Annotated in this window: 23 protein-coding genes and 1 pseudogene; 16 read left to right on the forward strand and 8 right to left on the reverse strand. The window is 74.7% G+C overall.

Annotation, left to right across the window (positions count from 1 at the left end; all coding sequences use genetic code 11):
- The 3 genes and pseudogenes from ABT006_RS33260 to ABT006_RS33270 all read right to left on the reverse strand — a co-directional run.
- Positions 1–534: pseudogene (locus tag ABT006_RS33260) on the reverse strand (hypothetical protein); the annotation flags it as partial.
- Positions 535–730: 196 nt separating this feature from the next.
- A complete protein-coding gene (gene rfbB, locus ABT006_RS33265; RefSeq protein WP_350712445.1) occupies positions 731–1,741 on the reverse strand; it encodes a dTDP-glucose 4,6-dehydratase in 1,011 nt (336 codons plus the stop codon).
- Positions 1,742–2,078: 337 nt separating this feature from the next.
- Positions 2,079–2,888, reverse strand: coding sequence for a SigB/SigF/SigG family RNA polymerase sigma factor (locus ABT006_RS33270; protein ID WP_350712446.1), 810 nt, complete (start codon positions 2,886–2,888; stop codon positions 2,079–2,081).
- Between the two features lie 260 nt (positions 2,889–3,148).
- Between ABT006_RS33270 and ABT006_RS33275 the strand changes: the two genes are divergently transcribed.
- The 6 genes from ABT006_RS33275 to ABT006_RS33300 are packed head-to-tail and all read left to right on the forward strand — an operon-like array spanning position 3,149 to position 9,152.
- The gene (locus ABT006_RS33275) at positions 3,149–4,081 is read left to right on the forward strand and encodes an STM4015 family protein (RefSeq protein WP_350712447.1); all 933 of its coding nucleotides are present in this window, start codon (positions 3,149–3,151) and stop codon (positions 4,079–4,081) included.
- Positions 4,082–4,087: 6 nt separating this feature from the next.
- Positions 4,088–5,035: an STM4015 family protein gene (locus ABT006_RS33280; protein WP_350712448.1), complete on the forward strand. Its 948-nt coding sequence runs from the start codon at positions 4,088–4,090 to the stop codon at positions 5,033–5,035.
- A 1-nt stretch (position 5,036) separates the two neighbouring features.
- Complete coding sequence (locus ABT006_RS33285; protein WP_350712449.1) at positions 5,037–6,146, forward strand: STM4014 family protein; 1,110 nt, start codon at positions 5,037–5,039, stop codon at positions 6,144–6,146.
- On the forward strand, positions 6,134–6,937 hold the full coding sequence (locus ABT006_RS33290) for an STM4013/SEN3800 family hydrolase (RefSeq protein ID WP_350712450.1): 804 nt from the start codon (positions 6,134–6,136) through the stop codon (positions 6,935–6,937). The genes ABT006_RS33285 and ABT006_RS33290 overlap by 13 nt, the downstream gene beginning before the upstream one ends.
- Positions 6,934–8,259, forward strand: coding sequence for an STM4012 family radical SAM protein (locus ABT006_RS33295; RefSeq protein WP_350712451.1), 1,326 nt, complete (start codon positions 6,934–6,936; stop codon positions 8,257–8,259). The genes ABT006_RS33290 and ABT006_RS33295 overlap by 4 nt, the downstream gene beginning before the upstream one ends.
- A complete protein-coding gene (locus tag ABT006_RS33300; protein ID WP_350712452.1) occupies positions 8,256–9,152 on the forward strand; it encodes an STM4011 family radical SAM protein in 897 nt (298 codons plus the stop codon). Before ABT006_RS33295 ends, ABT006_RS33300 begins: the two co-directional genes overlap by 4 nt.
- 96 nt (positions 9,153–9,248) lie before the next feature.
- Here ABT006_RS33300 and ABT006_RS33305 read toward each other — a convergent pair whose 3' ends face one another.
- Together ABT006_RS33305 and ABT006_RS33310 are read right to left on the reverse strand one after the other, a co-directional pair.
- Entirely contained in the window at positions 9,249–10,838 is a 1,590-nt protein-coding gene (locus ABT006_RS33305; RefSeq protein WP_350712453.1) for an MDR family MFS transporter, read from the reverse strand.
- 70 nt (positions 10,839–10,908) lie between these two features.
- Positions 10,909–11,529, reverse strand: a complete 621-nt coding sequence (locus ABT006_RS33310; RefSeq protein WP_350712454.1) for a TetR/AcrR family transcriptional regulator — start codon at positions 11,527–11,529, stop codon at positions 10,909–10,911.
- A 162-nt stretch (positions 11,530–11,691) separates the two neighbouring features.
- Here ABT006_RS33310 and ABT006_RS33315 point away from each other — a divergent pair, with 162 nt between their 5' ends.
- Entirely contained in the window at positions 11,692–12,627 is a 936-nt protein-coding gene (locus ABT006_RS33315) for a hypothetical protein (protein WP_350712455.1), read from the forward strand.
- Positions 12,628–12,845: 218 nt separating this feature from the next.
- On the opposite strand, the gene ABT006_RS33320 is transcribed toward ABT006_RS33315, so the two are convergent.
- Positions 12,846–13,418 (reverse strand): dTDP-4-dehydrorhamnose 3,5-epimerase family protein, encoded by a 573-nt coding sequence (locus tag ABT006_RS33320; RefSeq protein WP_350712467.1) that lies wholly within the window; start codon positions 13,416–13,418, stop codon positions 12,846–12,848.
- Positions 13,419–13,588: 170 nt separating this feature from the next.
- On the opposite strand from ABT006_RS33320, the gene rfbD reads away from it, so the two are divergent.
- From rfbD to ABT006_RS33340, 4 genes are all read left to right on the forward strand, one after another.
- Entirely contained in the window at positions 13,589–14,539 is a 951-nt protein-coding gene (gene rfbD, locus ABT006_RS33325; protein ID WP_350712456.1) for a dTDP-4-dehydrorhamnose reductase, read from the forward strand.
- On the forward strand, positions 14,536–15,564 hold the full coding sequence (rfbB, locus tag ABT006_RS33330) for a dTDP-glucose 4,6-dehydratase (RefSeq protein ID WP_350712457.1): 1,029 nt from the start codon (positions 14,536–14,538) through the stop codon (positions 15,562–15,564). Before rfbD ends, rfbB (ABT006_RS33330) begins: the two co-directional genes overlap by 4 nt.
- A 643-nt stretch (positions 15,565–16,207) precedes the next feature.
- Positions 16,208–17,377 carry an aminotransferase class V-fold PLP-dependent enzyme gene (locus ABT006_RS33335; RefSeq protein WP_350712458.1) on the forward strand — a complete coding sequence of 390 codons (1,170 nt, stop codon included), beginning with the start codon at positions 16,208–16,210 and terminating at the stop codon, positions 17,375–17,377.
- A 177-nt stretch (positions 17,378–17,554) separates the two neighbouring features.
- Entirely contained in the window at positions 17,555–18,469 is a 915-nt protein-coding gene (locus tag ABT006_RS33340; RefSeq protein ID WP_350712459.1) for a homocysteine S-methyltransferase family protein, read from the forward strand.
- Between the two features lie 10 nt (positions 18,470–18,479).
- Here the strand turns inward: ABT006_RS33340 and add are convergent, their stop codons facing one another.
- Positions 18,480–19,544 (reverse strand): adenosine deaminase, encoded by a 1,065-nt coding sequence (gene add / locus ABT006_RS33345; RefSeq protein WP_350712460.1) that lies wholly within the window; start codon positions 19,542–19,544, stop codon positions 18,480–18,482.
- Positions 19,545–19,700: 156 nt separating this feature from the next.
- On the opposite strand from add, the gene ABT006_RS33350 reads away from it, so the two are divergent.
- A complete protein-coding gene (locus ABT006_RS33350; RefSeq protein ID WP_350712461.1) occupies positions 19,701–20,414 on the forward strand; it encodes a winged helix-turn-helix transcriptional regulator in 714 nt (237 codons plus the stop codon).
- Here ABT006_RS33350 and ABT006_RS33355 read toward each other — a convergent pair.
- Positions 20,342–21,124, reverse strand: coding sequence for an NADPH-dependent F420 reductase (locus ABT006_RS33355; RefSeq protein ID WP_350712462.1), 783 nt, complete (start codon positions 21,122–21,124; stop codon positions 20,342–20,344). The genes ABT006_RS33350 and ABT006_RS33355 overlap by 73 nt on opposite strands.
- Before the next feature lie 287 nt (positions 21,125–21,411).
- On the opposite strand from ABT006_RS33355, the gene ABT006_RS33360 reads away from it, so the two are divergent.
- The 4 genes from ABT006_RS33360 (at position 21,412) to ABT006_RS33375 (ending at position 26,284) form a co-directional block, all read left to right on the forward strand.
- The gene (locus tag ABT006_RS33360; protein ID WP_350712463.1) at positions 21,412–23,277 is read left to right on the forward strand and encodes an ATP-binding protein; all 1,866 of its coding nucleotides are present in this window, start codon (positions 21,412–21,414) and stop codon (positions 23,275–23,277) included.
- Positions 23,278–23,352: 75 nt separating this feature from the next.
- Positions 23,353–24,246 carry a class I SAM-dependent methyltransferase gene (locus ABT006_RS33365; RefSeq protein WP_350712464.1) on the forward strand — a complete coding sequence of 298 codons (894 nt, stop codon included), beginning with the start codon at positions 23,353–23,355 and terminating at the stop codon, positions 24,244–24,246.
- Positions 24,243–24,878, forward strand: coding sequence for a YncE family protein (locus ABT006_RS33370; protein ID WP_350712465.1), 636 nt, complete (start codon positions 24,243–24,245; stop codon positions 24,876–24,878). The genes ABT006_RS33365 and ABT006_RS33370 overlap by 4 nt, the downstream gene beginning before the upstream one ends.
- A 146-nt stretch (positions 24,879–25,024) precedes the next feature.
- On the forward strand, positions 25,025–26,284 hold the full coding sequence (locus ABT006_RS33375) for an ABC1 kinase family protein (RefSeq protein WP_350712466.1): 1,260 nt from the start codon (positions 25,025–25,027) through the stop codon (positions 26,282–26,284).
- Positions 26,285–26,508 lie beyond the last annotated feature (224 nt).

The following is a 26,508-nucleotide window of genomic DNA, read 5'->3' on the forward strand; positions in this document are numbered from 1 at the left end:
CTTCATCTCCTGCCAGTGCCCCAGCAACATGATGGTCACCAGCGCCGCCAGCTCCCACCAGAAGTCCAGGTCGAACACGCCGAGACTGGTCGCCAGCGACGCGACGTACGCCACCGCGATCGCCATCGAGACCAGCAGCATCATCCCCGGGGCGCGGTCGCGGACCTCCCGTACGGCGCCCACCAGGAACGGCCAGCCTCCGTAGAAGAAGACCACCGACCCGAGGACCGGGCCCACCCAGCTCCGGCCCGGGAAGTCCAGGGTGTAGCCGAACCAGTCCATCACCATGTGACTGGTCAGCACGATCGGCACGGTGAGGGCGAGGCACAGCCAGAACTTGCGGCGGAACTGCTCCGGGTCGTGACCGGCGTGCTTGTCGTGCCCGCCGTGCCCCGCCTGCTCGCCGGATCCGCCGTGCCGGCCGGGCCCGCCCTGGTCGTCGGGCCCGCCGTGCGCGGCTCGGTCGTGGCCCTGGCCGTGGCCGCCCGCCGAGCGGGCCGCGTCACGGTGCGGGCGGAACGCCCGTGCGAACACCCAAACCCCCGTTCCCGCGGCCACACCCGGCCGGGACCACCGGCCGCCGCCACCGCCGTCGGTGCCGGGCGGGCGGCCCGCGTGCGACCGGACGCACGGACCACTGTAGGAGAACCGGGGGTCACCCGGCCGGGGATCACCGCGATCGGCGGGAGGCCGGGCCACCCGCCGCCCGACGGACGGGTTCAGCGCCGGCTCACCGCCACGCGGTCTCCTCCGCCACCTGTACGCGGTCGAGCAGCGGCCGCCACCAGCTCTCGTGCTCCCGGTACCAGGCGATCGTCGCCTTCAGCCCGTCGCCGAACCCGATCCTCGGCTCCCAGGCCAACTCGCGGCGCAGCTTGCCGGAGTCGAGCAGGTAGCGCCGGTCGTGCGAGGGCCGGTCGGGCACCCGTCGCTTCAGCTCCGCGCCGAGGCCCAGCTCCCCCAGTACGGCGTCGGCGAGCGTCTCGACGTCGACCTCGACGCCGCTGCCCACGTTGTACGTCTCCCCCAGCCGGCCGTGCAGCAGCACCGCCTCGACCGCGCGGCAGTGGTCGGCCACGTGCAGCCACTCCCGCCGGTTGCGGCTGGAGGCGTAGACCGGCAGCGGCATGCCCCGCAACGCGTGCGTGACGAACAGGGGGATCACCTTCTCCGGGAACTGGTGCGGGCCGTAGTTGTTGGAGCAGGTGGTGATCGTGAAGGGGATCCCGTAGGTGTGCCCGAAGGCCCGCACGGCGTGGTCGCCCCCGGCCTTCGCCGCGTTGTACGGGGTGCGCGGCCGGTAGGGCGAGTCCTCCGTGAAGGCGCCGGGGTCGTCCAGCGCCATGTCCCCGTACACCTCGCAGGTGGAGATCTGATGGAAGCGGATGCCGTCGCGGCCGACCCGCCGGACGGCCTCCATCAGGGCGACCGGGCCGAGCACGTTCGTCTCGAAGAAGGCCGTCGGGCCCAGCACCGCGCGGGAGTTGTGCGACTCGGCGGCGAAGTTGACCACGACGTCGACCCCGTGCTCGCGCAGCGCCCACGCCACGGCCGGCTCGTCCCGGATGTCGCCCTGGACGAAGGTGACGGCGTCACCGAGGTCGGCGAGGTTGGCCAGCGTGCCGGAATACGTCAGCAGGTCGAAGGCGATCACCCGGTCGCGCGGGTGGGCGCGGCGCCAGTGGCGGACGAAGTTGGACCCGATGAAGCCCGCCGCGCCCGTCACGAGAATCGTGCTCATTGCTCTCTCCTACCTTCGCCCGGCGGGCCTCCGAGGTGGCACCGGAGGGTCCGTCGGCGACGTCCGGCCAGTCCATGCGACGGGACCCGCCGTCGGCGGGCCTCGCGTGGGTGGTTCACCCGGACGAGTGTGCCCGGCCGGCCGGTGGAACGGGCGGCCGGCCGTTGCGGCGTATGCCCGCAGCGTCGCCGCGGAGGGTGACCGTCGCAGGCGCGGCCCGGTAGCCGGCCGCCAGCCGCCGGCGCGGAGCGTCAGCGAGGGGCCCTTCCTCTGCCGGAGGCGTGCGGAAGGGCCCCTCGCTGACGAAGCCAGCGGCCGGTGCGACGGGAAGCCCGGCTCAGCAGTCGGCGAGCTGCCCCCGCAGCTTGCCGAGGGCGCGGGCGAGCAGCCGGGAGACGTGCATCTGGGAGACGCCGACCCGGGCGGCGATCTCGCTCTGGGTGAGGTTGCCGTAGAAGCGCAGGGTGAGGATCTTCTGCTCCCGCTCGTCGAGGGTGGCGAGCGCCGGGCCGAGGGCCACCCGCAGCTCCGCCAGCTCGAACTCGCCGTCCTCGGCGCCGAGCGTGTCGGCCAGTTCGGTGGCGCTGTCGCCGGCACCGATGGGGGTGGACAGGGAGACGGCGTTGTAGGCCCGGGCGCCCTCGAGGCCCTCCAGGACCTCTTCCTCGGTGATGTCGAGGTGGGCGGCGATGTCGGCGACCGTCGGGGCCCGGTTGAGCGTCTGCGTGAGGGTGCCGTTGGCCTCGGAGATGCGCAGCCGCAGCTCCTGCAGCCGTCGGGGGACACGGATGTTCCAGGTGCGGTCGCGGAAGTGGCGCTTGATCTCGCCGAGGATCGTCGGGATGGCGAAGCCGGCGAAGTCGACGCCCCGGGAGGCGTCGAACCGGTCCACCGCCTTGATCAGCCCGAGGGCGGCGGTCTGGGCCAGGTCGCCGGTGGGCTCGCCGCGCCCGCTGTAGCGGTAGGCGAGGTGGTGGGCCAGCGGCAGCCACGCCTCGATCGCCCGCTCCCGCAGCGCCGGCCGGTCGGGGTGCCCCTCGGGCAGTGCGGCGAGGGCGGCGATCAGCTCGCTCGCGCGGGACTCGTCCCCGGCCGCCGTGGTGCGGGCGTCGGTGCTGGTCGTCGGCGCGGTGGTCGTGGTGATCATGTTGGCCTTCCTGTCCCGCACGGCGCGGCGGCACCCTGGGGCGCCGACCGCAGTGCAGCCCACCCTAGACCAACGGCTGTCGCCACATCAACCGAACGGCTGATAGACGAAAGCCACAACAGGCTAATAAATGGGGCAGTTTTCCCGCCGCTGGCTGCGGAGGCGGACCGCGCGCGTCTGCCAACGACCGCCGCTGATCATCTTGTCGGGCACACCTGTTACGGTCTCGCCGCCGCTGCACCAGTCGACCGGAGGTAGGCGTGATCAGTTCGCACGTGTCGTCGTTCGCCGGGTTGCCGGTGCTGCCGTTCACACCGGGGATGACCCTCCCCGACGACCCGTCGGCGGTCGCCTGGCGGCTGGAGGTCGAGGACTTCGACGCGGAGCCCGAGGAGTTCGCCGGCCTCGTGCAGGCGCTGCGCGAGCAGGTGCCGGCCGACGCGGTGCGCGCCCTGGTGATCGGCGAGTGGGGCGAGGCGTACGAGCGGCCGCTGCCGGTGGAGACGTTGGTGGCGGCGGCCGGGGAGTGGACCGCGCTGCGGGCGGTCTTCCTCGCCGAACTGACCTACGAGCAGTGCGAGATCTCCTGGCTCAGGCACGGCGACATCACCCCGCTGCTCGCGGCGTACCCGTCGCTGGAGGTGCTGTGGGTGCGCGGCGCGCAGGACCTGCGGCTGGAGCCGGTCCGGCACGACGCGCTGCGTGAGCTGCGCTTCGAGTCCGGCGGGCTGCCGGCCGGGGTGGTGCGGGCCGTCGGCGCCTGCGAGCTGCCGGCCCTGCACCGGTTGGACCTGTGGCTCGGCAGGTCCGACTACGGCGGCGACGCGACCGTCGACGACCTGGCCGGCGTGCTGGCCGGTGCCGGCCTGCCCGCGCTGCGGCACCTGGCGCCGTGCAACGCCGAGATCGCCGACGCGGTGGCGGCGGCCGTCGCCGCGGCGCCGGTCGTCCCGCGGCTGGAGGTCCTCGACCTGTCGATGGGCACGCTCACCGACGAGGGCGCGGCGGCGCTGCTGGCCGGCCAGCCGTTGACCCACCTGACGCGGCTGGACCTGCACCACCACTACCTCTCCGAGGAGATGGCCGCCTCGGTGGTCGCCGCGCTGCCGGGCGTGCGCGTCGACGTGTCCGACCCGCAGACCGCCGACGAGTACGACGGCACCCGGTACCGCTACACCGCGGTCGGGGAGTGATCGGCCGTGGCCTTCGGTTCCCACGCGCGGGCCTTCGCCGGTCGACCGGTCGTCGACGTCCCGGTCGACGGGCCGCTGCCCACGGTGGACGGTCCGGTCTCGTGGCGGTTCTCCCTGTGGCACTTCGACGAGACCGCCGACTACAAGCTCTCGGACGAGTTCCGGGTGGCGTTCGACCGGTTCGTCACGCAGGCCGGGCCGTCCGTGGAGTCCCTGGTCGTCGGCCCGTGGGGGTACGCGGCGTTCAACCTCGCCCCGATCGCGCAGCTCTGCGCGGCGGTGCCCCGGCTGCCCGCCCTGCGCGCCCTCTTCCTCGGTGACATGACCGGCGAGGAGTGCGAGGTCTCCTGGATGAGGGTGGGCGACGTCAGCCCGCTGTTGACGGCGTACCCGGAGCTGGAGGTGCTGCGCGTCCGCGGCGGCGAGGACCTCACGTTCTCTCCCGTGCGGCACGCGCGGCTGCGGGAGCTGGCGGTGGAGACCGGCGGGCTCTCCGCGGCGTTCGTCGGCGCGGTGCTCGACTCCGACCTGCCCGCGCTCACCGACCTGGAGCTGTGGCTCGGCACCTCCGACTACGGCGGCGACGCGCAGGTTTCCGACCTCGCCCCGCTGCTGGCCGGGGAGCGGTTCTCCGCGTTGCGCCGGCTCGGGCTGCGCAACGCGGAGAACGCCGACGACCTCGCCGAGGCCCTGGCGAGGGCGGCGGTGGTGCCGCGCCTGGAACGGCTGGACCTGTCGCTGGGCACGCTCGGCGACCGGGGCGCGGCGGGGCTGCTCGCCGGGCAGCCGCTGAGCCACCTGGCGGAGCTGGACCTGCACCACCACTACCTCTCGGAGGAGATGGCCGCCTCGGTGGTCGCCGCGCTGCCGGGCGTCCGGGTCGACGTGTCCGACCCGCAGGAGGCCGACGAGTACGACGGCGAGAGCTACCGCTACACGGCGGTGTCGGAGTGACATGCGCCTGACCGTCGTCGGCAACCCCGACAACCGTCGGGTCGGCCTGTTCACCCGGGCGGTGCTGGCCGCCGGCCTGCCCCGGCCCGCGGTGCTGCCCTGGCTCGACGTGCTGACCGGGGCGGCCCCACCTGCGCCGGGTGCGCTGGTGCGGGTCGACTCGCCCGGGGAGGACGCCGAGGTGGACCGGCTGCTGCGCCGGGCCGCCGTCCCGGCCCGGCACGGCGAGCTGGTCGGGCTGGCCGACACGTACGCCGGGCTGCTCAGGGGCCTGGGCCGGGTCGCCGCCGGCGGCGCGGAGCTGCTCAACGACCCGGCGGACGTCGCGGTCATGTGCGACAAGCGGCGCTGCCACGCGCGGCTGTCCGCCGCCGGGGTGCCGGTGCCGGCCGCGCTGCCCCCGGTGCACGGCTGGGCGCAGCTGCGGGCGGCGATGGCGGCGGCCGGCTGGGGTCGGGTGTTCGTCAAGCCCGTGCACGGCTCGTCCGCCGCCGGGGTGGTCGCGCTGGCGGTCGCCGGCCGCCGGGTGCAGGCGGTCACCACCGTCGAGGCGACTCCCGACGGGCTGTTCAACTCGCTGCGGCCCCGCCGCTACACGGACGAGGCACAGGTCGCCGCGATCGTCGACCGGATCGCGCCCGAGGGCCTGCACGTGGAGCGGTGGCTGCCCAAGGCGGGGCTCGGCGACCGGGTGGTCGACCTGCGGGTGGTGGTGGTCGCCGGGCGGCCCACCCATGCCGTGGTGCGGGCCGCCCGGGGTCCGCTGACCAACCTGCACCTGGGCAACGCCCGCGGCGACCTCGCCGCGCTGCGGGCGGCCGCCGGACCGGCGGCGTGGGCGGCGGCGATGGAGACCTGCGAGCGGGTCGCCGGGTGTTTTCCCCGCACGCTCCAGGTGGGGATCGACCTGATGTTCCTCGTCGGCTGGCGGCGGCACGCGGTGGCGGAGGTCAACGCGTTCGGCGACCTGCTGCCAGGGGTGCTGGCCGACGGCCGGGACACCTACGCCGAACAGGTGCACGCCCTGACCGACGGCCGGTGGCAGCGCTGGCGGTCGGCGGCGGCCGGTCGCGCCCTCGCCGGGGCGGAGGTGCTGCCGTGCGGAGTCTGATCGGCAGCCACGACCTGCTCCTGCTCACCCTCGACACGCTCCGCTACGACGTCGCCGCCGAGCTGGCGGAGCAGGGCCGGACGCCGCACCTCGCCCGGGCGTTGCCCAGCGGCCGGTGGGAGCGCCGGCACTCCCCGGCCAGCTTCACCTACGCCGCGCACCACGCGTTCTTCGCCGGTTTCCTGCCGACCCCGGTCGCCCCCGGCCGGCACGAGCGGCTGTACGCGGCGGCCTTCCCCGGCAGCGAGACCGCAGGCAGCGACACGTGGGTGTTCGACGCGCCGGACCTGCCGACCGCCCTGGCCGGCGTCGGCTACCACACGCTCTGTCTGGGCGGGGTCGGGTTCTTCAACCGGCGCAGCCCGCTCGGCGCGGTGCTGCCCGGCCTGTTCGCCGAGGCGCACTGGGAGCCGGAGTTCGGGGTCACCTCCCCCACCTGCCTGGACGCCCAGCTCGACCGGCTGACCGAGGTGCTGCCGCGGGTACCGGCGGGGCAGCCGCTGTTCACGTTCCTCAACGTCGCGGCGCTGCACCAGCCCAACCGGCACCACCTGCCCGGCGCGCAGGTCGACAGCCCGGCCAGCCACGCCGCCGCCCTGGAGTACGTCGACGGCCGGATCGACCGGCTGTTCGCCCTGCTCACCGGCCGGGGCCGGCCGGTGTTCGCGATCGTCTGCGCCGACCACGGCACCGCGTACGGGGAGGACGGCCACACCGGCCACCGGATCGGCCACGACGTCGTGTGGACCGTCCCGTACGCCCACTTCACCCTGCACCCGGGAGAATGGTGACCAGCACCGACACGGGCCTCGACGGCTCGCCGTACCAGCAGTACCTGTACGCGTACCCGCACAAGACCTCGTACCGGCCGTTGCGGCCCCGGCCGTTGCTGGCGGACGTGTGGCGGGCCGAGGCGCGCGACGCGCTCTTCCTCTACGTGCACGTGCCGTTCTGCGAGATGCGCTGCGGGTTCTGCAACCTGTTCACCCGCGCCAACGCCCCCGCCGAGCAGGTGACCGGCTACCTGCGGCAGCTGCGCCGGCAAGCCGAACGGGTCGCCGACGCGCTCGGCGCCGACGCCGGGTACGCCCGCGCGGCGTTCGGCGGCGGCACCCCCACCTACCTGAGCGCCGACGAGCTGGCCGAACTGTTCGACATCGCCACCACCACGACGGGGGCGCGGCTGCCCGGCGTACCGCTGTCGGTGGAGACCTCGCCGGCCACCGCGACGCCGGACCGGCTCGCGGTGCTCGCCGCGCACGGCACCACCCGGGTGAGCATCGGCGTGCAGAGCTTCCTCGACGCCGAGGCCCGCGCCGCCGGCCGGCCGCAGCGCCGCACCGAGGTGGAGGCCGCCCTGGCGGCGATCCGCGACGCCCGGATCCCGGTGCTCAACATCGACCTGATCTACGGCATCGACGGGCAGACCGCCGACACCTGGCGGGAGAGCCTCGACGCGGCGCTGGCGTGGCGCCCCGAGGAGCTGTACCTCTACCCCCTGTACGTGCGGCCGCTGACCGGGCTCGGGCGGCGGGCGCACGGCCGGGCGGACTGGGACGCCCAGCGGCTCGCCCTCTACGAGCAGGCGGTGGCGACGCTGGGCGCGGCCGGGTACCGCCAGGAGTCGATGCGGCAGTTCCGCCGCGCCGACGTGCCGGCGCCGGACGGGCCGGACTACTGCTGCCAGGACGACGGCATGGTCGGGCTGGGCTGCGGCGCCCGCTCCTACACCACGAGCCTGCACTACTCGTTCGACTACGCGGTCGGCGTGTCGCAGGTGCGGGCGGTGCTCGACGACTACGTGGCCCGCCCGGCCGACGACTTCCGGCACGCCGAGTTCGGGTTCACCCTCGACGGCGCCGAGCAGCGCCGCCGGTGGTTGCTCAAGTCGCTGCTGCGCGTCGACGGCGTCGACGCCGCTGCCTACCGGGCCCGGTTCGGCCGCCCGCCCGGCGACGACTTCCCGGAGTTGGGCCGCCTGGTCGACCGGGGCTGGGCCACCCACGGCGGGCTGCGGCTGACCCCGGCCGGGCTGGCCCGCTCCGACGCGGTCGGCCCGTGGCTGACCTCGGCCCGGGTCCGCGACGCGATGACCGGGTACGTGCCGAGGTGAACCTGGCGATCCTCTACCGGGGCCCGCTGGCGAGCTGCAACTACGACTGCCCGTACTGCCCCTTCGCCAAGCGGCACGACCCGCCGGAGCTGCTGCGCGCCGACCGGGCCGCCCTGGACCGCTTCGCCGGCTGGGTCGCGGCCACCACCGACGTGCGGCTGTCGGTGCTGTTCACCCCGTGGGGCGAGGGGCTGACCCGTAGCTGGTACCGGGACGCGATGGTGTCGCTGTCGCACCTGCCGCACGTCGACCGGGTCGTCATCCAGACCAACCTCGCCGCCCGGGTGGACTGGCTGGCCGACGCCGACCCCCGCGCCGCCGCCCTGTGGACCACCTACCACCCCGGCCAGGTCGACCGGGACCGCTTCCTGCGCCGCTGCGCCCGGCTGTCCGAGCTGGGCATCCGGTACTCGGTCGGCGTGGTCGGCCTGCCGGAGCACCTCGGCGAGGCACGGGCGCTGCGGGCCGCCCTGCCCGCCGAGGTCTACCTGTGGGTGAACGCCGCCGAGGGCCGGCGCTACGACGCCGCCGAGGAGGCGGTCTGGACGGAGCTGGACCCGCTCTTCGGCTTCAGCGCCCGCCCGCACGTGTCGCTCGACCGGCCCTGCCACGCGGGCGAGACCGCCGTCTCCGTGCTCGGGGACGGCACGGTGCGCCGGTGCCACTTCATCGCCGAACCGATCGGCAACCTGTACGACGGCTCGTGGCGGCCGGCCCTGCGGCCCCGCCCGTGCGTCAACGCGACCTGCGACTGCCACATCGGGTACGTGCACCTCAAGCCGCTCGGCCTGCGGGACGTCTTCGCCGGTGGGCTGCTGGAACGCATCCCGGCGGCCTGGCCGTCGGCGCGCCCGCCGGTGCCGGTCGCCCCGCCTCGGCTGCGCCCGTCCTGAGCGACGCGCCGGCCCGGGCGGGCGGGCCGGCGCCACCCGGCGAGGGGGCGACCGGCGCAGGCCGGGCCGCCCCCTCCGTCAACCGGGCGAGGAACCTCAGTGCGCGCCGGGGATGGCGGCCGCCGCCTCCTCTTGGGCGCGCCGCTCCTCACCGCTGAGGGTGTGCAGCGGCTTCTCCCGGATGAACAGCACGACCACCACGGCGAGCAGCGCGAACGGGGCGCCGATCAGGAACAGCTCGGCGGTGGCGGTCCCGTACACGTCCTGGACGATCCGCAGCACCGGCGGCGGCAGGGTGGACAGGTCGGGCACCTCGGCGGAGCCCTCCCCCGCGGCGCCGCCGGCCAGCGGGCCGAGCTTCTCGGCGGAGAGCGAGGCGACCCGGTTGGCCATGACCGCGCCGAGCGCGCTGACCCCGATCGCGCCGCCCATGCTGCGGAAGAAGGTCAGCACGGAGGTGGCGGCGCCCAGTTCCTGCGCGGGCACGTCGTTCTGCGCAGCGAGCACCAGGTTCTGCATCAGCATGCCGACCCCGACGCCGAGCACCGCCATGTAGACGCCGAGCAGCAGCCCGCTGGTGTGCGCGTCGATGGTGGCCAGCAGCAGCATGCCGACCGACATCACCACCGCGCCGGCGACCAGGTAGCGCTTCCACCGGCCGGTCTTGGTGATCAGCTGGCCGGCGATCGTCGACGAGACCAGCAGGCCGAAGATCATCGGCAGACTCATCAGCCCCGCCACCGTCGGCGACTTGCCCAGCGAGATCTGGAAGTACTGGGACAGGAACACCGTGCCGCCGAACATCGCCACGCCGACCAGCACGCTGGCGATGGTGGTCAACGAGACCGTCCGGTTGCGGAAGATGCCCAGCGGCACGATCGGCTCCTCCGCGCGGGCCTCCACCGCGACGGCCAGCGCCAGCAGGGCGATCCCGCCGCCGACCATCAGGGCGGTCCAGCCCGACGCCCAGGCGAAGGAGTTGCCGGCCAGGGACGACCAGATCAGCAGGGTGGAGACCCCCGAGGTGATGAGCAGCGCCCCGAGCCAGTCGATCCGCACCTTGCGGCGGGTCACCGGCAGGTGCAGGGTGCGCTGGAGCAGGAAGATCGAGAGCAGGGTGAACGGCACCCCGATCAGGAAGCACCACCGCCAGCCGAGCCAGGAGGTGTCGACCAGCACGCCGCCGATGAGCGGGCCGGCGATGGTGCCGACGCCGAACACGGCGCCGAAGATGCCGGCGTAGCGACCCAGTTCGCGGGGCGGGATCATCGCCGCCATCACGATGGTGGCCAGGGCGGTCATGCCACCCGCACCGACCCCCTGCACGATGCGGCTGATCAGCAGCACCTCGACGTTCGGCGTCAACCCGGCGATCAGCGAGCCGACCACGAAGAGGCCGAGGGAGAGCTGGATGAGCAGCTTCTTGCTGTAGAGGTCGGCCATCTTGCCCCACAGCGGCACGGTCGCCGTCATGGCCAGCAGCTCGGTGGTGACGATCCACGTGTAGACGGTCTGGGAGCCGTTCAGGTCGGCGATGATGCGCGGCAGCGCGTTCGCCACGACCGTGGAGGCGAGGATCGACACGAACATGCCGACCATCAGGCCGGAGAGTGCCTGGAGCACCTCTCGGCGGGACATGCGGCCGGCGCTGACCTCGGGGGTCTTGGCGGGCACGGTGGCGGTCATTGACGCTTCCTCACGGGTGCGGGGTTCACGGGCCGTCCGGGGACCGTTCCCCGGAAGGAGGCTTGCAGGGTCAGGACGGGTCGGGCTGCGGCAGGCCCGCGGCGAGCGCGGCGAACGCCTCGTCGACGAGGTCGGCCAGGTCCGGTCCGTCGGGGTGTGCGGCCCACCGGGTCATCGCGGTACGCACCGCCGCGCCGGCCACGGCGGTGACGAGTGCCGGGTAGCCGTGGTCGGGGTCGACCCCGACCCGCACCGCGACGACCTCGGCGACGGCCCGCTCGGTCTCGACGTTGCCGGCGACCAGACGGGGCAGCAACACCGGGTTGCGCATCACCACGTCCATCCGCAGGCACCACAGCTCGCGCTCGGTGCGCACCTCGTCGACCACGTCGGCGAGGGCGGCCCGCAGCGCGGCCAGCACCGGCACCTCCGGCGGCACGGCCGCCAGGCGCGCGACCAGCCGCGCCCCGTCGCCCGCGTGGTCGCCGACCAGCGCGTCGTCCTTGCAGGCGAAGTAGTTGAAGAAGGTACGCGGGGAGACGCCGGCCGCCTCGCTGATCTCCTCCACCGTCACCTGGGCCAGGCCGCGATCGGCCACCAGGCGGAGCGCCGCCTCGGTCAGCGCGGCCCGGGTCCGGCGCTTCCTGCGGTCGCGCCGGCCGGGGCCGGGTTCGGTCTCGGCGGTGTGCACGCGGGAACGCTACAAGCGATCTTGCACTTTGTGCAAGAAATTGGCCCCGACGTGACGCGGACCATTGGCCGGCCCGGCGGGTCAGCGGGCGCAGTCGGGCCCACGGGACATCCGGCAACCTGCGAGAAGACCGACCGGGGGCCGGTCGCCCAAAATCCAGTCATGGCTGTCACTGAGCAAAAGGCCGCCGCCGTCGCCCCCCGGGCGACACCGGCCGGGCGGGGACGGATCGTGTTGGGCGCCACGGCCGCCGGTGTGCTGCTGTCGGTGCTGTGGTCCTACGAATTCGTCGACCACGTCATCGGCGACTCCGTGGCAAACGCGGTGCTCGGCCGCGACGCCAAGGCGACCGCGATCGGGGGCACCCTGGCCGGTCTGGTCTTCGCCTTCGTCTCCGGTCTGGCCGGCACGTTCACCGCCTGCAACATCGCCATGGCGGCGTCCATCGGCCCGATGAGCCAGGCCGGTGCGGGCGGGGCGACGAGGACCGGGCTGCGCAGCCTGGTGCGCCCGGTGGGCTGGCTCACGGCCGGCATGGTCGCCGTCGCCGCGGTCTACGGCTTCGTCGGCGTACTGGTCGGCGACGGTCTGCCGCAGCTCTCCACCGCCACGGTCGGCGGTCTCCCGGTACGCCTGGTCCAGTCCATGGTCGTGTTCGGGCTGATCGGGCTGGCCTTCGTCTACCTGGGCCTGGCCGCGCTCGGGGTGCTGCGGGACCCGTTCGCGCACCGGCCGGCGGCCCGGGTCGTGGTGCTCGGCGCCCTCGTCGGCGGTTTCCTGATCGGCCGTCCGTACCCGCTGTTCAACAAGCTCTTCCACTGGGCCGTCGATTCCGGCAACCCGCTCTACGGCGCCGGCGCGTTCGTCCTGCAGTCCATCGGCAACGTGGCCGTCGTGACGGCGCTGTTCGCCCTGATCGTGGTGCTCACCCGCGGCCGCTTCGTGAGCTGGCTGGCGGCGAGCCCGTCCCGGACCGCCGCGCTGACCGGCGGGATGCTGATCGCGCTGGGCGTGTTCATGGTCGTCTACTGGGACGTCCGGCTACCGGCGATGTTCGACTACGGATGGTTCCCGACCATGCCGTACAACAGCAGGTGAGCGATGCCGGGCGGGCCGGCCGGCGCCGGACCCGCGGCGGCGGGTCGCCGCGACCACGCCGCCTGCGCGACGGTGCCGCCGGCCGTGGCCGGCGGCACCGTCGTCGGTGTCCCCGCGCCGGCCCGACCCCGACCCGGGCCGGCGACCGGCGCGTCGCACCCGGCCGCCGGCTCGCCGCCCGGTTGCGGCGGGTGACGCCCGGTCGGCGCGGCGTCGCGCTACCCGCGCGGCACGTAGGCCGGCAGCACGCCGGCGGCCAGCGCCTGCGCCACGGTCTGGGCGGTGGCGTCGCGGGGCGACAGCCGACGCGGCCCCTCCGGCCAGGCGATCCCGAGGTCCGCGTCGAGGGGGTTGACGGTGCGTTCGGCTGCCGGGTCGTACGGCGACGAGCAGAGGTACACGACGGTGGCCGGCTCGGTCAGCGCGCAGAACGCGTGGCCGAGCCCGGCGTCGAGGTGGACGGCGCGGCGGTCGACGTCGTCCAGGCGCACCCCCTCCCACCGGCCGAAGGTCGGCGAGCCCACCCGCAGGTCCACCACGACGTCGAGCACCGCCCCGGAGACGCAGGTGATGTACTTGTCCTGGCCGGGTGGCACGTCCACCAGGTGGATGCCGCGGATCACCCCCCGTCCCGAGACGGAGACGTTGGACTGCGCCACGCTGAACGGTCGTCCGACCGCCTCGGTGAAGCGTCCCGCCTGGTACCACTCCAGGAACAGGCCCCGGTCGTCGTGGTGCTGCTCCGGGGTGACCAGCCACGAACCCTCGATCGTCAACGCCCGGATGTCCACCACTGTCCTCCTCACCCGTCGCGGAACTCGCGGGCCGGTCACGGCCGGCCGTCGAGCCAGCGAATCGGAAAACCGACTCGGCGTCCACCGGCCACGCCGGGACACCATCGATCCATTGTGGACGATGGGGCCGACGGCGTGGGCATGGCGATGACGCACCGGAGGCGGCGATGAGCGCGCCGACGCCACGACTGCTCGTGACCGGCGCGGGCGGGTTGCTGGGCCGCGAGTTGGGCGAGGTCCTCGCCGGCGGCCGGCACACCACCCTCGACCGGGCCATGCTCGACATCACCGACGCCGCCGCGGTCCGGCACGCGGTGCCCGGCCACGACGTCGTCGTCAACGCCGCCGCCTGGACCGACGTCGACGGGGCCGAGTCGGACGAGGCCGGTGCGACCGCGGTGAACGGCGCCGGCCCGGCCAACCTGGCCCGGGCGTGTGCGCGCAGCGGGGCGCTCCTGATCCACCTGTCCAGCGACTACGTCTTCTCCGGCGAGACCACCGTGCCGTGGCCGGAGGACGCTGCGCCGGCCCCGCTGAACGCGTACGGCCGCAGCAAGCTCGCCGGCGAGCGGGCCGTGCGCGGCCTGCTGCCCGCCGGGGGCTACGTGGTCCGCACCGGGTGGCTGTACGGCCGCCACGGCCCCAACTTCGTCCGCGCGGTGCTGCGCCGGGCCGCCGAGACGGAGTTCGTGGACGTCGTGGACGACCAGCACGGCCAGCCCACCTGGGCGCGCGCGCTCGCCGACCGGCTGGTCACGCTGGCCGGGCTGGCCGCCGCCGGGCGGGCGCCGGCCGGGATCTACCACGGCACGGCGGCCGGCCGGACCACCTGGTACGGCTTCGCCCGGACGGTCTTCGCGCTGCACGGGCTCGACCCGGACCGCGTGCGCCCGACGGGCAGCGGGACGCTCGCCGCCCGGCCCGCCCGGCGGCCACGGATCTCCGTCCTCGGGCACGACGGGTGGGCGCGGGCCGGCCTCGGCCCGCTGCCGCCGTGGCGACGGATGATCGAGGCGGCCGTGGCCGAGGAGCGGAGCCGGGCCGAGCCGGCCGTGGCCGAGGAGCGGAGCCGGGCCGAGCCGGCCGGCGGGGAGCGCACGCGACGGAGGTCGGCATGAACGCGACGAGGATCCTCGTCACCGGCGGCGCGGGCTTCATCGGGTCGCACTACGTCCGCACCCTGCTGCGGCCGGCGGAGCCGGGCGGTGTCCGGATCACGGTGCTGGACAAGTTGACGTACGCGGGCAACCTCGCCAACCTGCGCCCCGTCGCCGGCCACCCGGCCTACCGTTTCGTCCGCGGCGACATCTGCGACAGCCACCTAGTGGACCGGCTGGTGGCGGAGCACGACCAGGTCGTGCACTTCGCCGCCGAGTCCCACGTGGACCGGTCCATCGCCGACGGCGGTGACTTCGTCCGCACCAACACGCTCGGCACCTACACCCTGCTGGACGCGGTCCGGCGGCGGCACGGCGACCGCGCGGTCTTCGTGCACGTCTCCACCGACGAGGTGTACGGGTCGATCGAGCACGGCACGTGGCCGGAGACGGACCCGGTCCTGCCGAGTTCGCCGTACGCCGCCGCGAAGGCCGCCAGCGACCTGCTCGCCCTGGCCTTCGTCCGGACGCACGGGCTCGACGTGCGGGTGACGCGCTGCGCCAACAACTACGGCCCGCACCAGCACCCGGAGAAGCTGGTGCCGCTGGCGATCACGAACCTGCTCGACGGCGGGGACGTCCCGCTCTACGGCGACGGGCTGCACGTGCGCGACTGGCTGCACGTCGACGACCACGTCCGGGCGCTGGAGCTGGTGCGGACGCGGGGCCGGGCCGGGGAGGTCTACAACGTCGGCGGGGGCACCCAGTTGACCAACCGGGAGATGGCCGATCGCCTGCTGGCGGCCTGCGGCGCCGACCCCGACCGGATCCGCTACGTCGAGGACCGCAAGGGGCACGACCGGCGCTACGCGGTCGACTGGAGCAAGATCAGATGCGAGCTCGGGTACGTGCCGCGCAAGGACCTCGACGGCGGGCTCGGCGAGACGGTCGCCTGGTACCGCGCGAACCGCGCCTGGTGGGAGCCGCTCCGGCGCCGCCCGGTGTTGCGCAAGCTGGGAGACCGCCCGGGACTGACGGCGGGTTAGCCTGACTGTCCTCGATCGACACCGGACGGGAGGTCCGCGATGGTGTCCGTCGCCTGTCACGGGGGAGCCCCGCCGGAGGGCCCCCGGGCCGCCGGAGCCGACGGGAGCGCCGGGGTGCCCGAGGTCGACCCGCGGCATCTGTCCTGGTGGACCGGAACCGATCCGGACGGGTGGACGGGGCCGCGGCGTCGCGCACCCGCCGGGCGGGCGCCGGCCACCGGCGCGGACTTCTGGCGGTGGTGCGGCGACCCCCACGGTGCCGACGCGGACGCCGACCCGGCGGCGACCGACGTCGGACCGGGTGGGCCCGGGCTCATGCCGTAGCCGTGCGGATCGCGCCGGGTACGAGCACGGTGGTCGGCCACGACCACGGGCGAAACTCACTCACCGTCGTCACGGGGTCGTTCGTACGCGCCGGATGTGATATTTTTCGCCGAACTGAGAGGAGCCGTCCCCCGCGGCCCGTCAGTACGACTCTGGGACAGCACGCAGCTGCGACGAACGCGATGTCCACATGCGCCCATCGAGGAGACACCGTGCCGGTGCCCTGTCGGGACCGTGCTCTGCCTGGTTCCCCGTTGCCGACCGGCACCACCGCGCGCGTCCGTACGACCGCCGCGGCGATCTGATCCCCCTCGATGAGATGACCTTCGGCGAGCTGGATGCGCTCCCCCTCACCGCCCTGGTGACACGGCCCGTCACGGAGCAGTTCCCCGACCTGCGGCCGGGTGCCGCGCGGTTCGACGCTCCCGCCGGCACCCTGGTGCACCACGCGGTCCGCGACGTGATGACCCGTTATCCCGCGCGGGCCGGCGCGGACGTCGCGCACCCGCGGCCCCGCACGGTGCTCGACTGGGCGGCCGGCCGTTTCCGTACGCTGATCGGGGCACCGGGCGGCATCGTGTCGTTCGGCGCCGACATGACGAGCCTGACCGAGGGGTTCGTCCGGTCCGTGGCACCCGCACTCCGCCCCGGCGACGAGGTGATGTGCACGGCTCTCGACCACGCCGCGAACGTGGACCCGTGGCGCGAGTCCGCCCGGCGGCAGGGTGCCGTCGTCCGGGTGGCGGACCTGTCGCCGAGCGGAGAGCTGACCGTCGACGCGGTCACCGAGCAGCTCAGCCCGCGTACCCGGTGGGTCGCGGTCACCGCCGGCTCCAACGTCCTCGGCAGCGCGCCGGACATCCCGGCGATCTGTGCGGCCGCGCGGTCCACCGGCGCGCGGATCTTCGTGGACGGGGTGCAGGCGCCGGCGCACCGGTTCGTGGACGTCGCCGCGTGGGGCTGCGACGCCTTCGTCACCTCCGCCGACAAGTGGTACGGCCCCCGGTGCGGGGTGCTGTGGAACCGCGACGGGCGGCCCCGGTCGGTGCTCGCCCGGACCGCCGACCGGCCGGGGGCGACGCGCGGGCCGGGCATCGAGGCGGTCCTCGCCGCGGGGGTGGCGGCCGAGGTGCTGCTCCGTTGGGACCGCTCGGCCGTGTTCCGGCACGGCGAGCGCCTCGCCAACCTGTTGGCCCGCGGCCTGCGGATGATCGACGGGGTGCGCGTGCTCGGCCGTCCGGACGGCAGGTCCCCGATACCGATCGTGTCCTTCCAGGTCGTCGGCCGGTCCGCCGCCGAGGTGGCGGCGACCCTCGCCGCCGAGGGGATCACCGTGGGGCACGGCACCTTCGGCGCGGAGCGGGCGCTGCGGGCCGTGTCGCCCGACGCGCCCGAGTCCCTGCGCGCGGGGGTGGCGCGCTACACGACGCGGGACGACGTGCGGGCGCTGCTCGGGGGCGTCGCGGCGATCGCCTCCCCCCGGGCCTGACCCCGCCGGCCGGGCGCGGCACCGGGGTGCCGGCGGGTCCCCGGCCGCGCCTGTCTCACAGCTTGCGGAGTTCCCCTCCGGCGGCGCGCGGACGTCGTGCGGGCCGAGCCGACCGTGCCACGATCGGGCAGCCGGCCACGACGAGCGGGGCCGGCCGGGGGAGGCGGGGAGGCGCCGGTGGACGTACCGGGGGCGTCGACGTCCGGGCCGCTGGTCCTCGACGGCGGACTGGGCACCGAGTTGCAACGGCACGGCCGGTCCGTGTCCGCCCCGTGGTGGACGGCGCGCTGCCTGCTGGACGCCGAGGGCCGGCGCCTCGTCTCCCGCATCCACCGCGCGTACGTGGCGGCGGGAGCGGACGTGCTCACCGCCGACACGTTCCGCACCACCCTGCGGACGGCGTACCGGGCCGGGACGGACGAGGCCACGGCCGCCGGTCTGGTCCGTACCGCCGTGGCGCTGGCCCGCCGGGCGGCCGACCCGGCGGTGGCCGGCCGGCGGGTGCTCGTCGCCGCCTCCGTCGCTCCGGTCGAGGACTGCTACCAGCCGGACCTGGTGCCCGGCGCCGCGGTGCTGCGGCGGGAGCACGGCTGGCTGGCCGACCGACTCGCCCGCGCCGGCGTCGACCTGGCGCTGGTCGAGACCATGAACACCGTCCGGGAGGCGGTCGCCGCCACCCGGGCGGTACGCGAGCACGGCCTGCCGGCCTGGGTGAGCTTCGTCTGCACCGGCGACGCCCGCCTGCTGTCCGGTGAGGACGTCGCCGTGGCGGCCGACGCGGTACGGGCGGCCGGCGCGGCGGCGGTCCTGGTCAACTGCACCGACCCGGCGGGCACCGACCGGGCGTTGCGCCGGCTCCGCGCCGCGGGGCCGGGCCTGCTCGGCGCGTACCCGAACGTGGAGGACCGCAGCGGGGTGCCGCCGGCCACCCCGGTGGACCGTTATCTCCCGCCCCGCCTGACGCCCGACGCCTTCGCCGACCTCTGGGCGGCCTGGCGCCCGGTCGGGCTGGGCGTCGTCGGCGGTTGCTGCGGCACCACCCCGGCGCACATCGCCGCGCTGCGGTCCCGCCTGGCGCCGCGTCCGGGCTGACCGTGCGGGCTCAGGCGGGCAGGCCGGCGGCGGTCACGCCCAGCTCCGCCAGCTCGGCCGTCACCCGCTCGCGCAGCGCCGCGCGCTCCGTCGCGGGCAGCAGCGCGGCGTCGACCCCGATCAGCGTCATGGCGGCGAGTTCGGCCACGGTGAAACCGTGCCACTCGACGGCGAGGCGGTGCTCGGCGAGCAGGTCGGTGTGGAACATGCTGGGATCGTCGGTGTTGAGGGTGAGCCGCACCCCGGCGTCCCACAACCGGCGCAGCGGGTGCGCCCCCGGCTCGGGGACCACGCCCGTACGTAGGTTGCTGGTGGGGCAGACCTCGAGGACGACGCCCCGGTCCCGCAGCGCCGCCACCAGCCGCGGGTCCTCGACCGCCCGGATGCCGTGCCCGATGCGCGGCGGGCGGAACGGCAGGCAGTCCCAGACGCCCTCGGGCCCCACCGCCTCGCCCGCGTGCGGCACGAACGGCATCCCCCGCGCCGCCGCCCACCGGACGGCCTCCCCGAACAGCGACGCCGGGCGCCGCGGCTCGAAACCGCCGAGGCCGAGCGCCACCACCCCCCGGCCGGCGCCGGCCACCGCCCACTCGGCGACCTGCTGGCACTCCTCCGGCGGCCCGCCCCGGACGTGGTCGACGACGAAGCGCATCGTGACTCCGGTGCGGCGGCGGGCCTGTTCGGCGCCCCGGGCCACGGCGTCGAGCTGCTCGTCGAACGGGATGCCCGCTCCCCGTCGGTGCGTGCCGGGGCTGAACGTCACCTCCAGGTGGCGGACGTTCTGCCGGTGCGCCTCGTCGGCGAGCTCCTCGGTGATCAGCTCGAGGTCGGCCGGGTCACGTAACGCCGCGCAACACTGTTCGTACAGATCTGTGAAGTGGCGGAAGTCGCGAAAGCGGAAGAGCTCCACCACCGCCGCCTCGTCGAGCCGACCGAGGTCGAGGCCGTGCCGGCGGGCGATCCGGAGCAGGGTGCGGGGCCGCACCGACCCTTCGAGGTGCACGTGCAGCTCGACCTTGGGCAGGCGGGCAAGGACGTCGGTGAGGTCCTGCCCGGCCGGTACGGCGGTCGTCACCGGGCCGATTCTAGGCAGGTCGCGGATGGACAAAATGGGGTGTACCGGCGTCGCGGGAATTTCCGCAGGCAGGAGGGCAATCTGGAAGAGGCAGTCATGTACTATGTCTAAGTAAAGAAGCGCGGCCGAGTCCGCGCTGCGGCATCGAGGAGCGCCGTGAAAGAGCAACGGGACCGCCGGACGTACGGCCAGCAATGCGGGCTGGCCTTCGCACTGGACGTGGTGGGTGAACGCTGGACGCTGCTCATCATCCGCGAGCTGCTGGTCCGACCTCGCCGCTACCGCGACCTGCTGGACGCCCTGCCGGGCATCGGCACCAACCTGCTCGCCGACCGGCTGGCCTTCCTGACCGAGGCCGGCATCATCGAGCCGCTCGACGCCGAACGGCGCACCGCGGGCTACGCGCTCACCGAGCTGGGCGAGAAGCTGCGGGAGCCGGTCCTGGTGCTGGCCCGGTTCGGGCTGACGCTGCTCGCCGAGCAGCCCGTCCGCACGGGCGCCTCGGTCACCCGGGCCTCCTGGGCCGTGCTGGCCATCGAGTCCATGGTCGACCCGGCCCGGGCCCTCGCCGACGAGGTCTACGAGTTCGACATCGAGGGCGAGGTGTTCCACGTCCGCGTCGCCGGCGGCGAGGCCCGCACGGCGCAGGGGACGGCCGGCGCGGACGCCACGTTGCGGGTCGCCACCGACGCCCGGACCTTCTTCGATCTCGGCAGCGGCGCGATCGAGCCGGTCGAGGCCGTGGTCAGCGGGGCGGTCTCCGTCACCGGTCCGCCGGCGGCACTCCCCCGCTGCCTCTACCTGCTCGGCCTCGGCGGCCGGCCGGCCGGCGAGCGGGCGCTCTCCGCGGCGGGCGCCGGCCGGCGCTGACGCTCGCCGCCGCCGGCCGGCGCGCGGCGGCTCAGCTCGACGTGCGCGGGCCCGGACAGCCCACCGTCCACCGCGGCCCGCGGCTCCGCGAGGGCGACCTGGAAACCGAGCCGGCCCCGGAGGGCGTGCCGGCTGCTGATCGCCATCAACAGGTCGGCCAGCGACTCCAGCGCCGGCGCGCGGTCGATGCCACCGACGTCCACCGGGGCGAACCCGAGCCGGCGCAGCAGCGCACTCACCTCCGCCTTGGCCGGCGGGTGATCGCCGGCCAGGGGCACGGTGACCGGGCGCCCGTCGAGGACGGGCTCGTCGAGCATGCCGGCCGGCACGGTGTTGAGCGCCTTGACGACGCGCCACTGCGGTAACAGTTCCGCTAGCAACCGCCCCCCGGACCCCGCGGAAGCGGGCGGGGCGACAGCAGCCTGCGGCGGGTTCGTCGCATCGATGACCGTACGCCCTCGTCCGTCGTCGAGCCGGCCGGCCAGGGCCAGCTCCACGGCGGCGGCGAACGGCAGCATCAGGACGACCAGGTCGGCCCCGGCGACGACGGCGCCCGTCGGGACGGACCGGATTCCGGGGTACGGGGCGAAGGGGTCGGGCGGCCGCACCGGGTCGCCGCGACCGGCGATCAGCACCGGTCCTCCGTGCGCCGCAAGCGCCCTGGCCAGGGCAGATCCCATCCGACCGCGCCCGATGATGCCGACGATCATGGACGGGGCCGCGTCGCGAGGTGGGGGTACGAACCGTGGGGTGCGATCGTCCGCATCTCTCCGCTCCGGGTCGTGGTCGAGAGCTGCCCGGCCTGGGCCGGACACGATTCGATCGGGTGCCGCCGGTTGCCGCAGCCAAGTTTCCGGCACCGTTCTTGACGGGCACTTGACGCCGGGATGACGCCGGAGCGGCTACCCAGTGCAACAGCTCCGCCTCTTTAAGTATGGAAGTTCTTCACTTAAAGTGGAGGCACACTGAGCACAGCGCCACGACAGCTGGGGGACGTGTGAACCGGACCGAGATCGAACTCCGAATTCAGATCCTCGGTCCCGTCCGAGCGACGATTCGCGGCAGGGAGGTCGACCTTGGCCCCCCGAAGCAGCGGGCGGTCCTCGCCCTGCTGGCCCTGCGGGCCGGACGACATGTGCCGCTGGACGACCTGATCGCCGCACTCTGGGCGGGACAGCCACCGACGAGGGCCGCCAACCTGGTCCACACCTACGTCGCGCGGTTGCGCCACGCGGTCGAGCCCGACACGCCTCGACGGCAGCGGACCAACGTCATCGTGTCGGTGCCCGGCGGATACCGGCTGACCATCGCCGACGACCAGCTCGACCTGCAGGTGTTCCGCGCCGGCGTCCGGCGGGCGTCGGCGCTGCGGGACAGCGGCGAGCTGGAGAGCGCGTTCGCCCGGTACGGCGAGAGCGTCGACCAGTGGCAGGATCCCCAGATCGGCGACCTGTCCGTGCTGCTGGCCGACCAGGACGACGTCGGCCCGCTGCGGCAGGAGTTCCTGGCCGCCGCGCTCGACTACGTTGCGCTCGGCCTCGAGCTGCGCCGGCCGGACGCGGTCCTGCCGCTGGCCGAGCGGCTGGCCCAGGCGGAGCCGCTCAACGAGCGGGTGCAGGCCCGGGTGCTCCAGGCGCTCACCCACATCGGCCAGCGCGCGTGGGCCATCGAGCGGTACGCCGACGTGCGCACGAGACTCAAGCTCGACCTGGGCGTGGACCCGGGCCCCGAGCTCACGGCGGCGTACCGGGAGGTGCTGGACGCCCGGCCCGGCGTCCACCAGCCGCCGTGGCGGGGGCCGGCACCGGTGGTGGACGAGCTGATCGGGCGGGCGGCGGACCTCTCGGCGGTCTGCGACCTGCTGCGCGAGTACCGCCTGGTGAGCCTGACCGGGGCGGCCGGGGTCGGCAAGACCGCGCTCGGCCTGGCGGCGGCGGAGGAGCTGCGGGAACGGTTCGCCGACGGCGTGGCGGTGGCCGACCTGGCGAACGTCCGCACCGGCCCGGACCTGACGCGGGCGGTCGAGGTGGCCGTCGACGAGCCACCGGCCCGGGGCGCCGGCCGGTGCGAACCGCTGGTGCACCGGCTGCACGACCGGAAGCTGCTGCTCGTGCTCGACAACGCCGAGCTGGTCACCGACGAGGCCGCCGACCTGGCGGACGACGTGCTGCGGAACTGCCCACAGATCACCATCCTGCTGACCTCGCGGGAGTTGCTCGGGCTGCCCTACGAGGCGGTGTACCCGGTGCGACCGCTGGGCGTGGACGCGGAGCCGGGCCATCTGGCCGCGCAGCCCGCCCTGCAGTTGTTCGCCCGGCGGGCGGCGCAGGTGCGGCCGGGCTTCCGGCTCACCGAGTCCAACGTCGAGGCGGTGGCGTCGGTGTGCCGGGCCCTCGACGGGCTGCCGCTGGCCATCGAGCTCGCCGCGGCCTGCCTGCGGACGCAGCGCCTGGAGACGCTGGTCGACGGGCTCGACGACCCGCTGCGCCGGATCCAGCCACCCCGCCGCGGCGTGCCCAGTCACCACCGCTCGCTGCACGCCGCGGTGCACCGCAGCATCGAGCTGCTGGACCCGGCCGAGCAACGCTGCTTCACCGCGCTCGGCGCGATGCCGGCCGCGTTCTGCCTGGAGGCGGCGGCCGTCGCCGACAAGGCGATCGCCGGCGAGCCGCGTACGGTGCAGATGCTGCTGGAGCGGCTGGTGGACAAGTCGGTCCTGGAGGTCCGGCACAGCTCGTCGGGCCGGCGTTACCGGATGCTGGGCACGGTGCACGCCCTGGCCCGGCAGCTCCTGTACGAGCACGGCGTGGACGGCGAACCCCCCGCCGTCGGCTGCACCTGCGGCTGCCACACCGGGCGCTGAGGCAGGGGACAAGCATCAATTTCTGCTATATGATTCTCCAGTAGATCAGCCGGTCGACGGGGCGGGAGATCGCACATGGACCAGCGCCACCTGCTCATGCACCAGGCGATGCTCGGTGACCGACGCCGCGTCGAGGCGTACGACCGGGCGCTGGCCGCGGCGGTCGACGAGGAAACGGTGGTGGCCGACGTCGGCGCCGGCACCCTGGCGCTCACCGCGCTGGCCCTACGGCACGGCGCCGCCCACGTGTACGCCGTCGAGGCCGATCCCCAGGTCGCCGCCGTCGCCGATCGGATCATCAAGGCCAACGACTGGGACGACCGGGTGACCCTGGTCGTCGGGGACGCGCGCCTCGCCCGGCTGCCGCGCCAGGTCGACGTGACCGTCTGCGAGCTGATGGGCAACCTCGGGCCCGAGGAGGACATGGCCCGCATCCTGCGCACGTTCAACCGCCGCAACCTGCGGCCCGGCGGGGTCGTGGTGCCCGAGCGGGTGGTCACCCGGCTCGCCGCCGTGCAGTTCGACGACGAGGGCTGGGGCATCTGGAGCGACGACTTCCTCGGCATGCGGCTGGACGTGGTCCAGGAACTGGTCGAGCCGTCGGCGCACCTGCACTTCCTCAGCCGCGAGCCGACCCTGCTCGGCGAGCCGGCCGTCCTCGTGGACACCGGCCGCGGCGACACCGGCCTGCGCGCCGCCCGGCCGCTGGCCCTGCCGCTGGAGCGGGACGGCACGCTGCACGCCGTGCTCGGGTACTTCACCGCCACGCTGGCGCCGGGCATCGAACTGTCCAACATGCCCTCCTACCTCGGCTGCAACTGGGCGGTCTTCGTCTGGCCGCTCCGGCACACGCGGGTCGCCGCGGGCGACACCGTGCACGTGCGCCCCCGACGTCCGGAGGGTCCCGCCGCTCGGGACGTGACCCGGTGGCGCCTCGACTGTCACCTCGACCGGGCGGACAAGCGATGATCATCTACACCGCGGCGTCGGTGCACGACCTCTCCATCGACGTCGACCAGCTCGCCGGCCTCACCTGGTCCGGCCACGCACTCTGGTACGCCGACCAGGGCCGCGGGCAGGCCACCTGCCTCGACCCGCGCAGCGGCGCCCCCGGGCACACGCTGTCCTGCCCGGGCCTGGTGGCCGGGCTCACCTCGCTCGGCGGACACCTGCTCTACGCCACCGACGGTGCGTTGCGGCTCTGCGACACGCAGACCGGCGACATCCTGCGGGACGTGCCGAGCCCACGGCCGGGCGTGCCGATCTGCGGGATGGAGGCGGGCAAGGACGGCATCTGGCTGGGTTGGTCCGACGCGCTGGAGCTCCGGCACGCCTCGGACCTGCGGCTCCTGGCCACCGTGCCCGCCCCGCTCGGCGTCACCGGGGTGACGGTGACGGACCGGTACGTCGCCCACACCGACCGCCTCGGCGAGGCGATCACCGTCTTCGACCTGCGCGCCGGGCGGAACGTGCTGCAGATCCACGTCGACGGCCGGCCCACCAGCCTGACCTGGGACGGCCTGCGCCTGTGGTACGGCGACGCCGCCAACCTGCGTCTGCGGGCGCTGGACGTGCCGGGGCTGTCCGCGACGACCGCCTGACCCGGCCTGCTGACCCCTCGGCAGAAAGGCGCACGATGGTTCCGTCCAAGTTCATCTTCGGCCTCTCCCCCCTCGGTTCGGCGGCCCTGCGCGCCGCCCCACCCTCCGGATCGCGCCGTCCACCGCTCGCACCCGGTGGGGCGGGGTTGGGCGCACGCGCGGTCGTCATCGGTTCGGTGGCGACCGCGTCACTCGCGGCGGGGCTCGCCGCAGCCGCCGGCACGGCGCTCCGGCACGGCCGGCCGGCCGGCCGCCGCCGCTTCGCCCGGGAGGTCGCGCGGACGGTCGCCCGGCTCGGCCCGACGTTCATCAAGGCCGCGCAGGTGCTGGGCACCCGCCGTGACGTCGTGCCGGCGCTGCTCTGCGACGAGCTGTCCATGTTGCAGGACGACGTGCCGCCGATGGACGCCGCGCAGAGCCGGGCCGCGCTGCGCGAGGTGTACGGGGACCGGCTGGACATCGTCTTCGCCTCGGTCGAGGAGACGCCGGTGGCCAGCGGCAGCATCGCCTGTGTCTACCGGGCGACGCTGCCGGACGGGGCCACCGTCGCGGTGAAGCTGCGCCGGCCCGGGATCGGTCCCCGGATGGCCGCCGACCTCGGCCTGCTGCGCCGGGGCGCCTCGGTGGTCGCCCGGCTGCCGATGTTCCGCGGCGTACCGGTCCGCGAGGTGGTGGACAGCCTCTGCGAGTCGGTGCTGGGCCAGCTCGACCTCGGCCGCGAGGGACGCGACCTCGACCGGCTGCGGGAGGACCTGGGCGGGGTCCCGCGGGTACGCGTGCCCCGGGTGCACGCCGCGGCGAGCCGGCCGGCGGCCATCGTGATGGACTTCATCCCCGACCTGGCCGTCGACACCGGCGCCCGGTGCCCCCGCGCGATGCGCCGGACGTTCGCGGCGTCGACGCTGACCGTGGTCTACCAGATGTTGTTCATCAACGGCTTCGTCCACTGCGACCTGCATCCCGGCAACCTCTACTTCACCCGCAGCGGGCAGGTGGTGGTGCTGGACGCGGGCTTCAGCGTCCAACTGTCGGACAAGATGCGCGGCCTCTTCGCGGACTTCTTCCTCAACATGTCGATCGGGCGTGGCGACCGCTGCGCCGCGATCGTGCTGGAGAGCGCGATCGGCGTCGCCGACGACGCGGACGTGCCGGCCTTCACCGAGGGCGTGAAGGACCTGGTGGCCCGCAGCTACCGCCTGTCGGCCAAGGAGTTCAGCCTGATCGCCTTCGCCGGCGAGCTGTTCGACCTGCAACGCCGGTACGGGGTGGCCGCGTCGCCGGAACTGGTCTTCCCGCTGCTGTCGCTGCTCGTCGTGGAGGGCACCGTGCGGTCGCTCGACCCCGACATCGACTTCCAGGAGACCGCGAAGCCGGTGCTCAACCGCGCGCTGTTCGGCATCCGCTGACGACAGGCGGTCCCACGGACGGGGCAGCTCGACAGGGCCCACGTCACCCGACCGCCCACCTGTCGAGGCAGCCTCGACCCGGTCCGGCCACCCCGTCCGGCCACCCTGCCGACGCCGGACCGGGCCGAGGGCGGCGCCCGCCCACCGGTGCCGGACGTGCCGCGGGGGGGGGCGGGCGCCGAACCGCGCCCCCCCGCCGGGCGGCGGCGGGGAGAGCCCCCCCC

This window comes from Micromonospora sp. NPDC002717, assembly GCF_040295705.1.
GTDB lineage: Bacteria > Actinomycetota > Actinomycetes > Mycobacteriales > Micromonosporaceae > Micromonospora.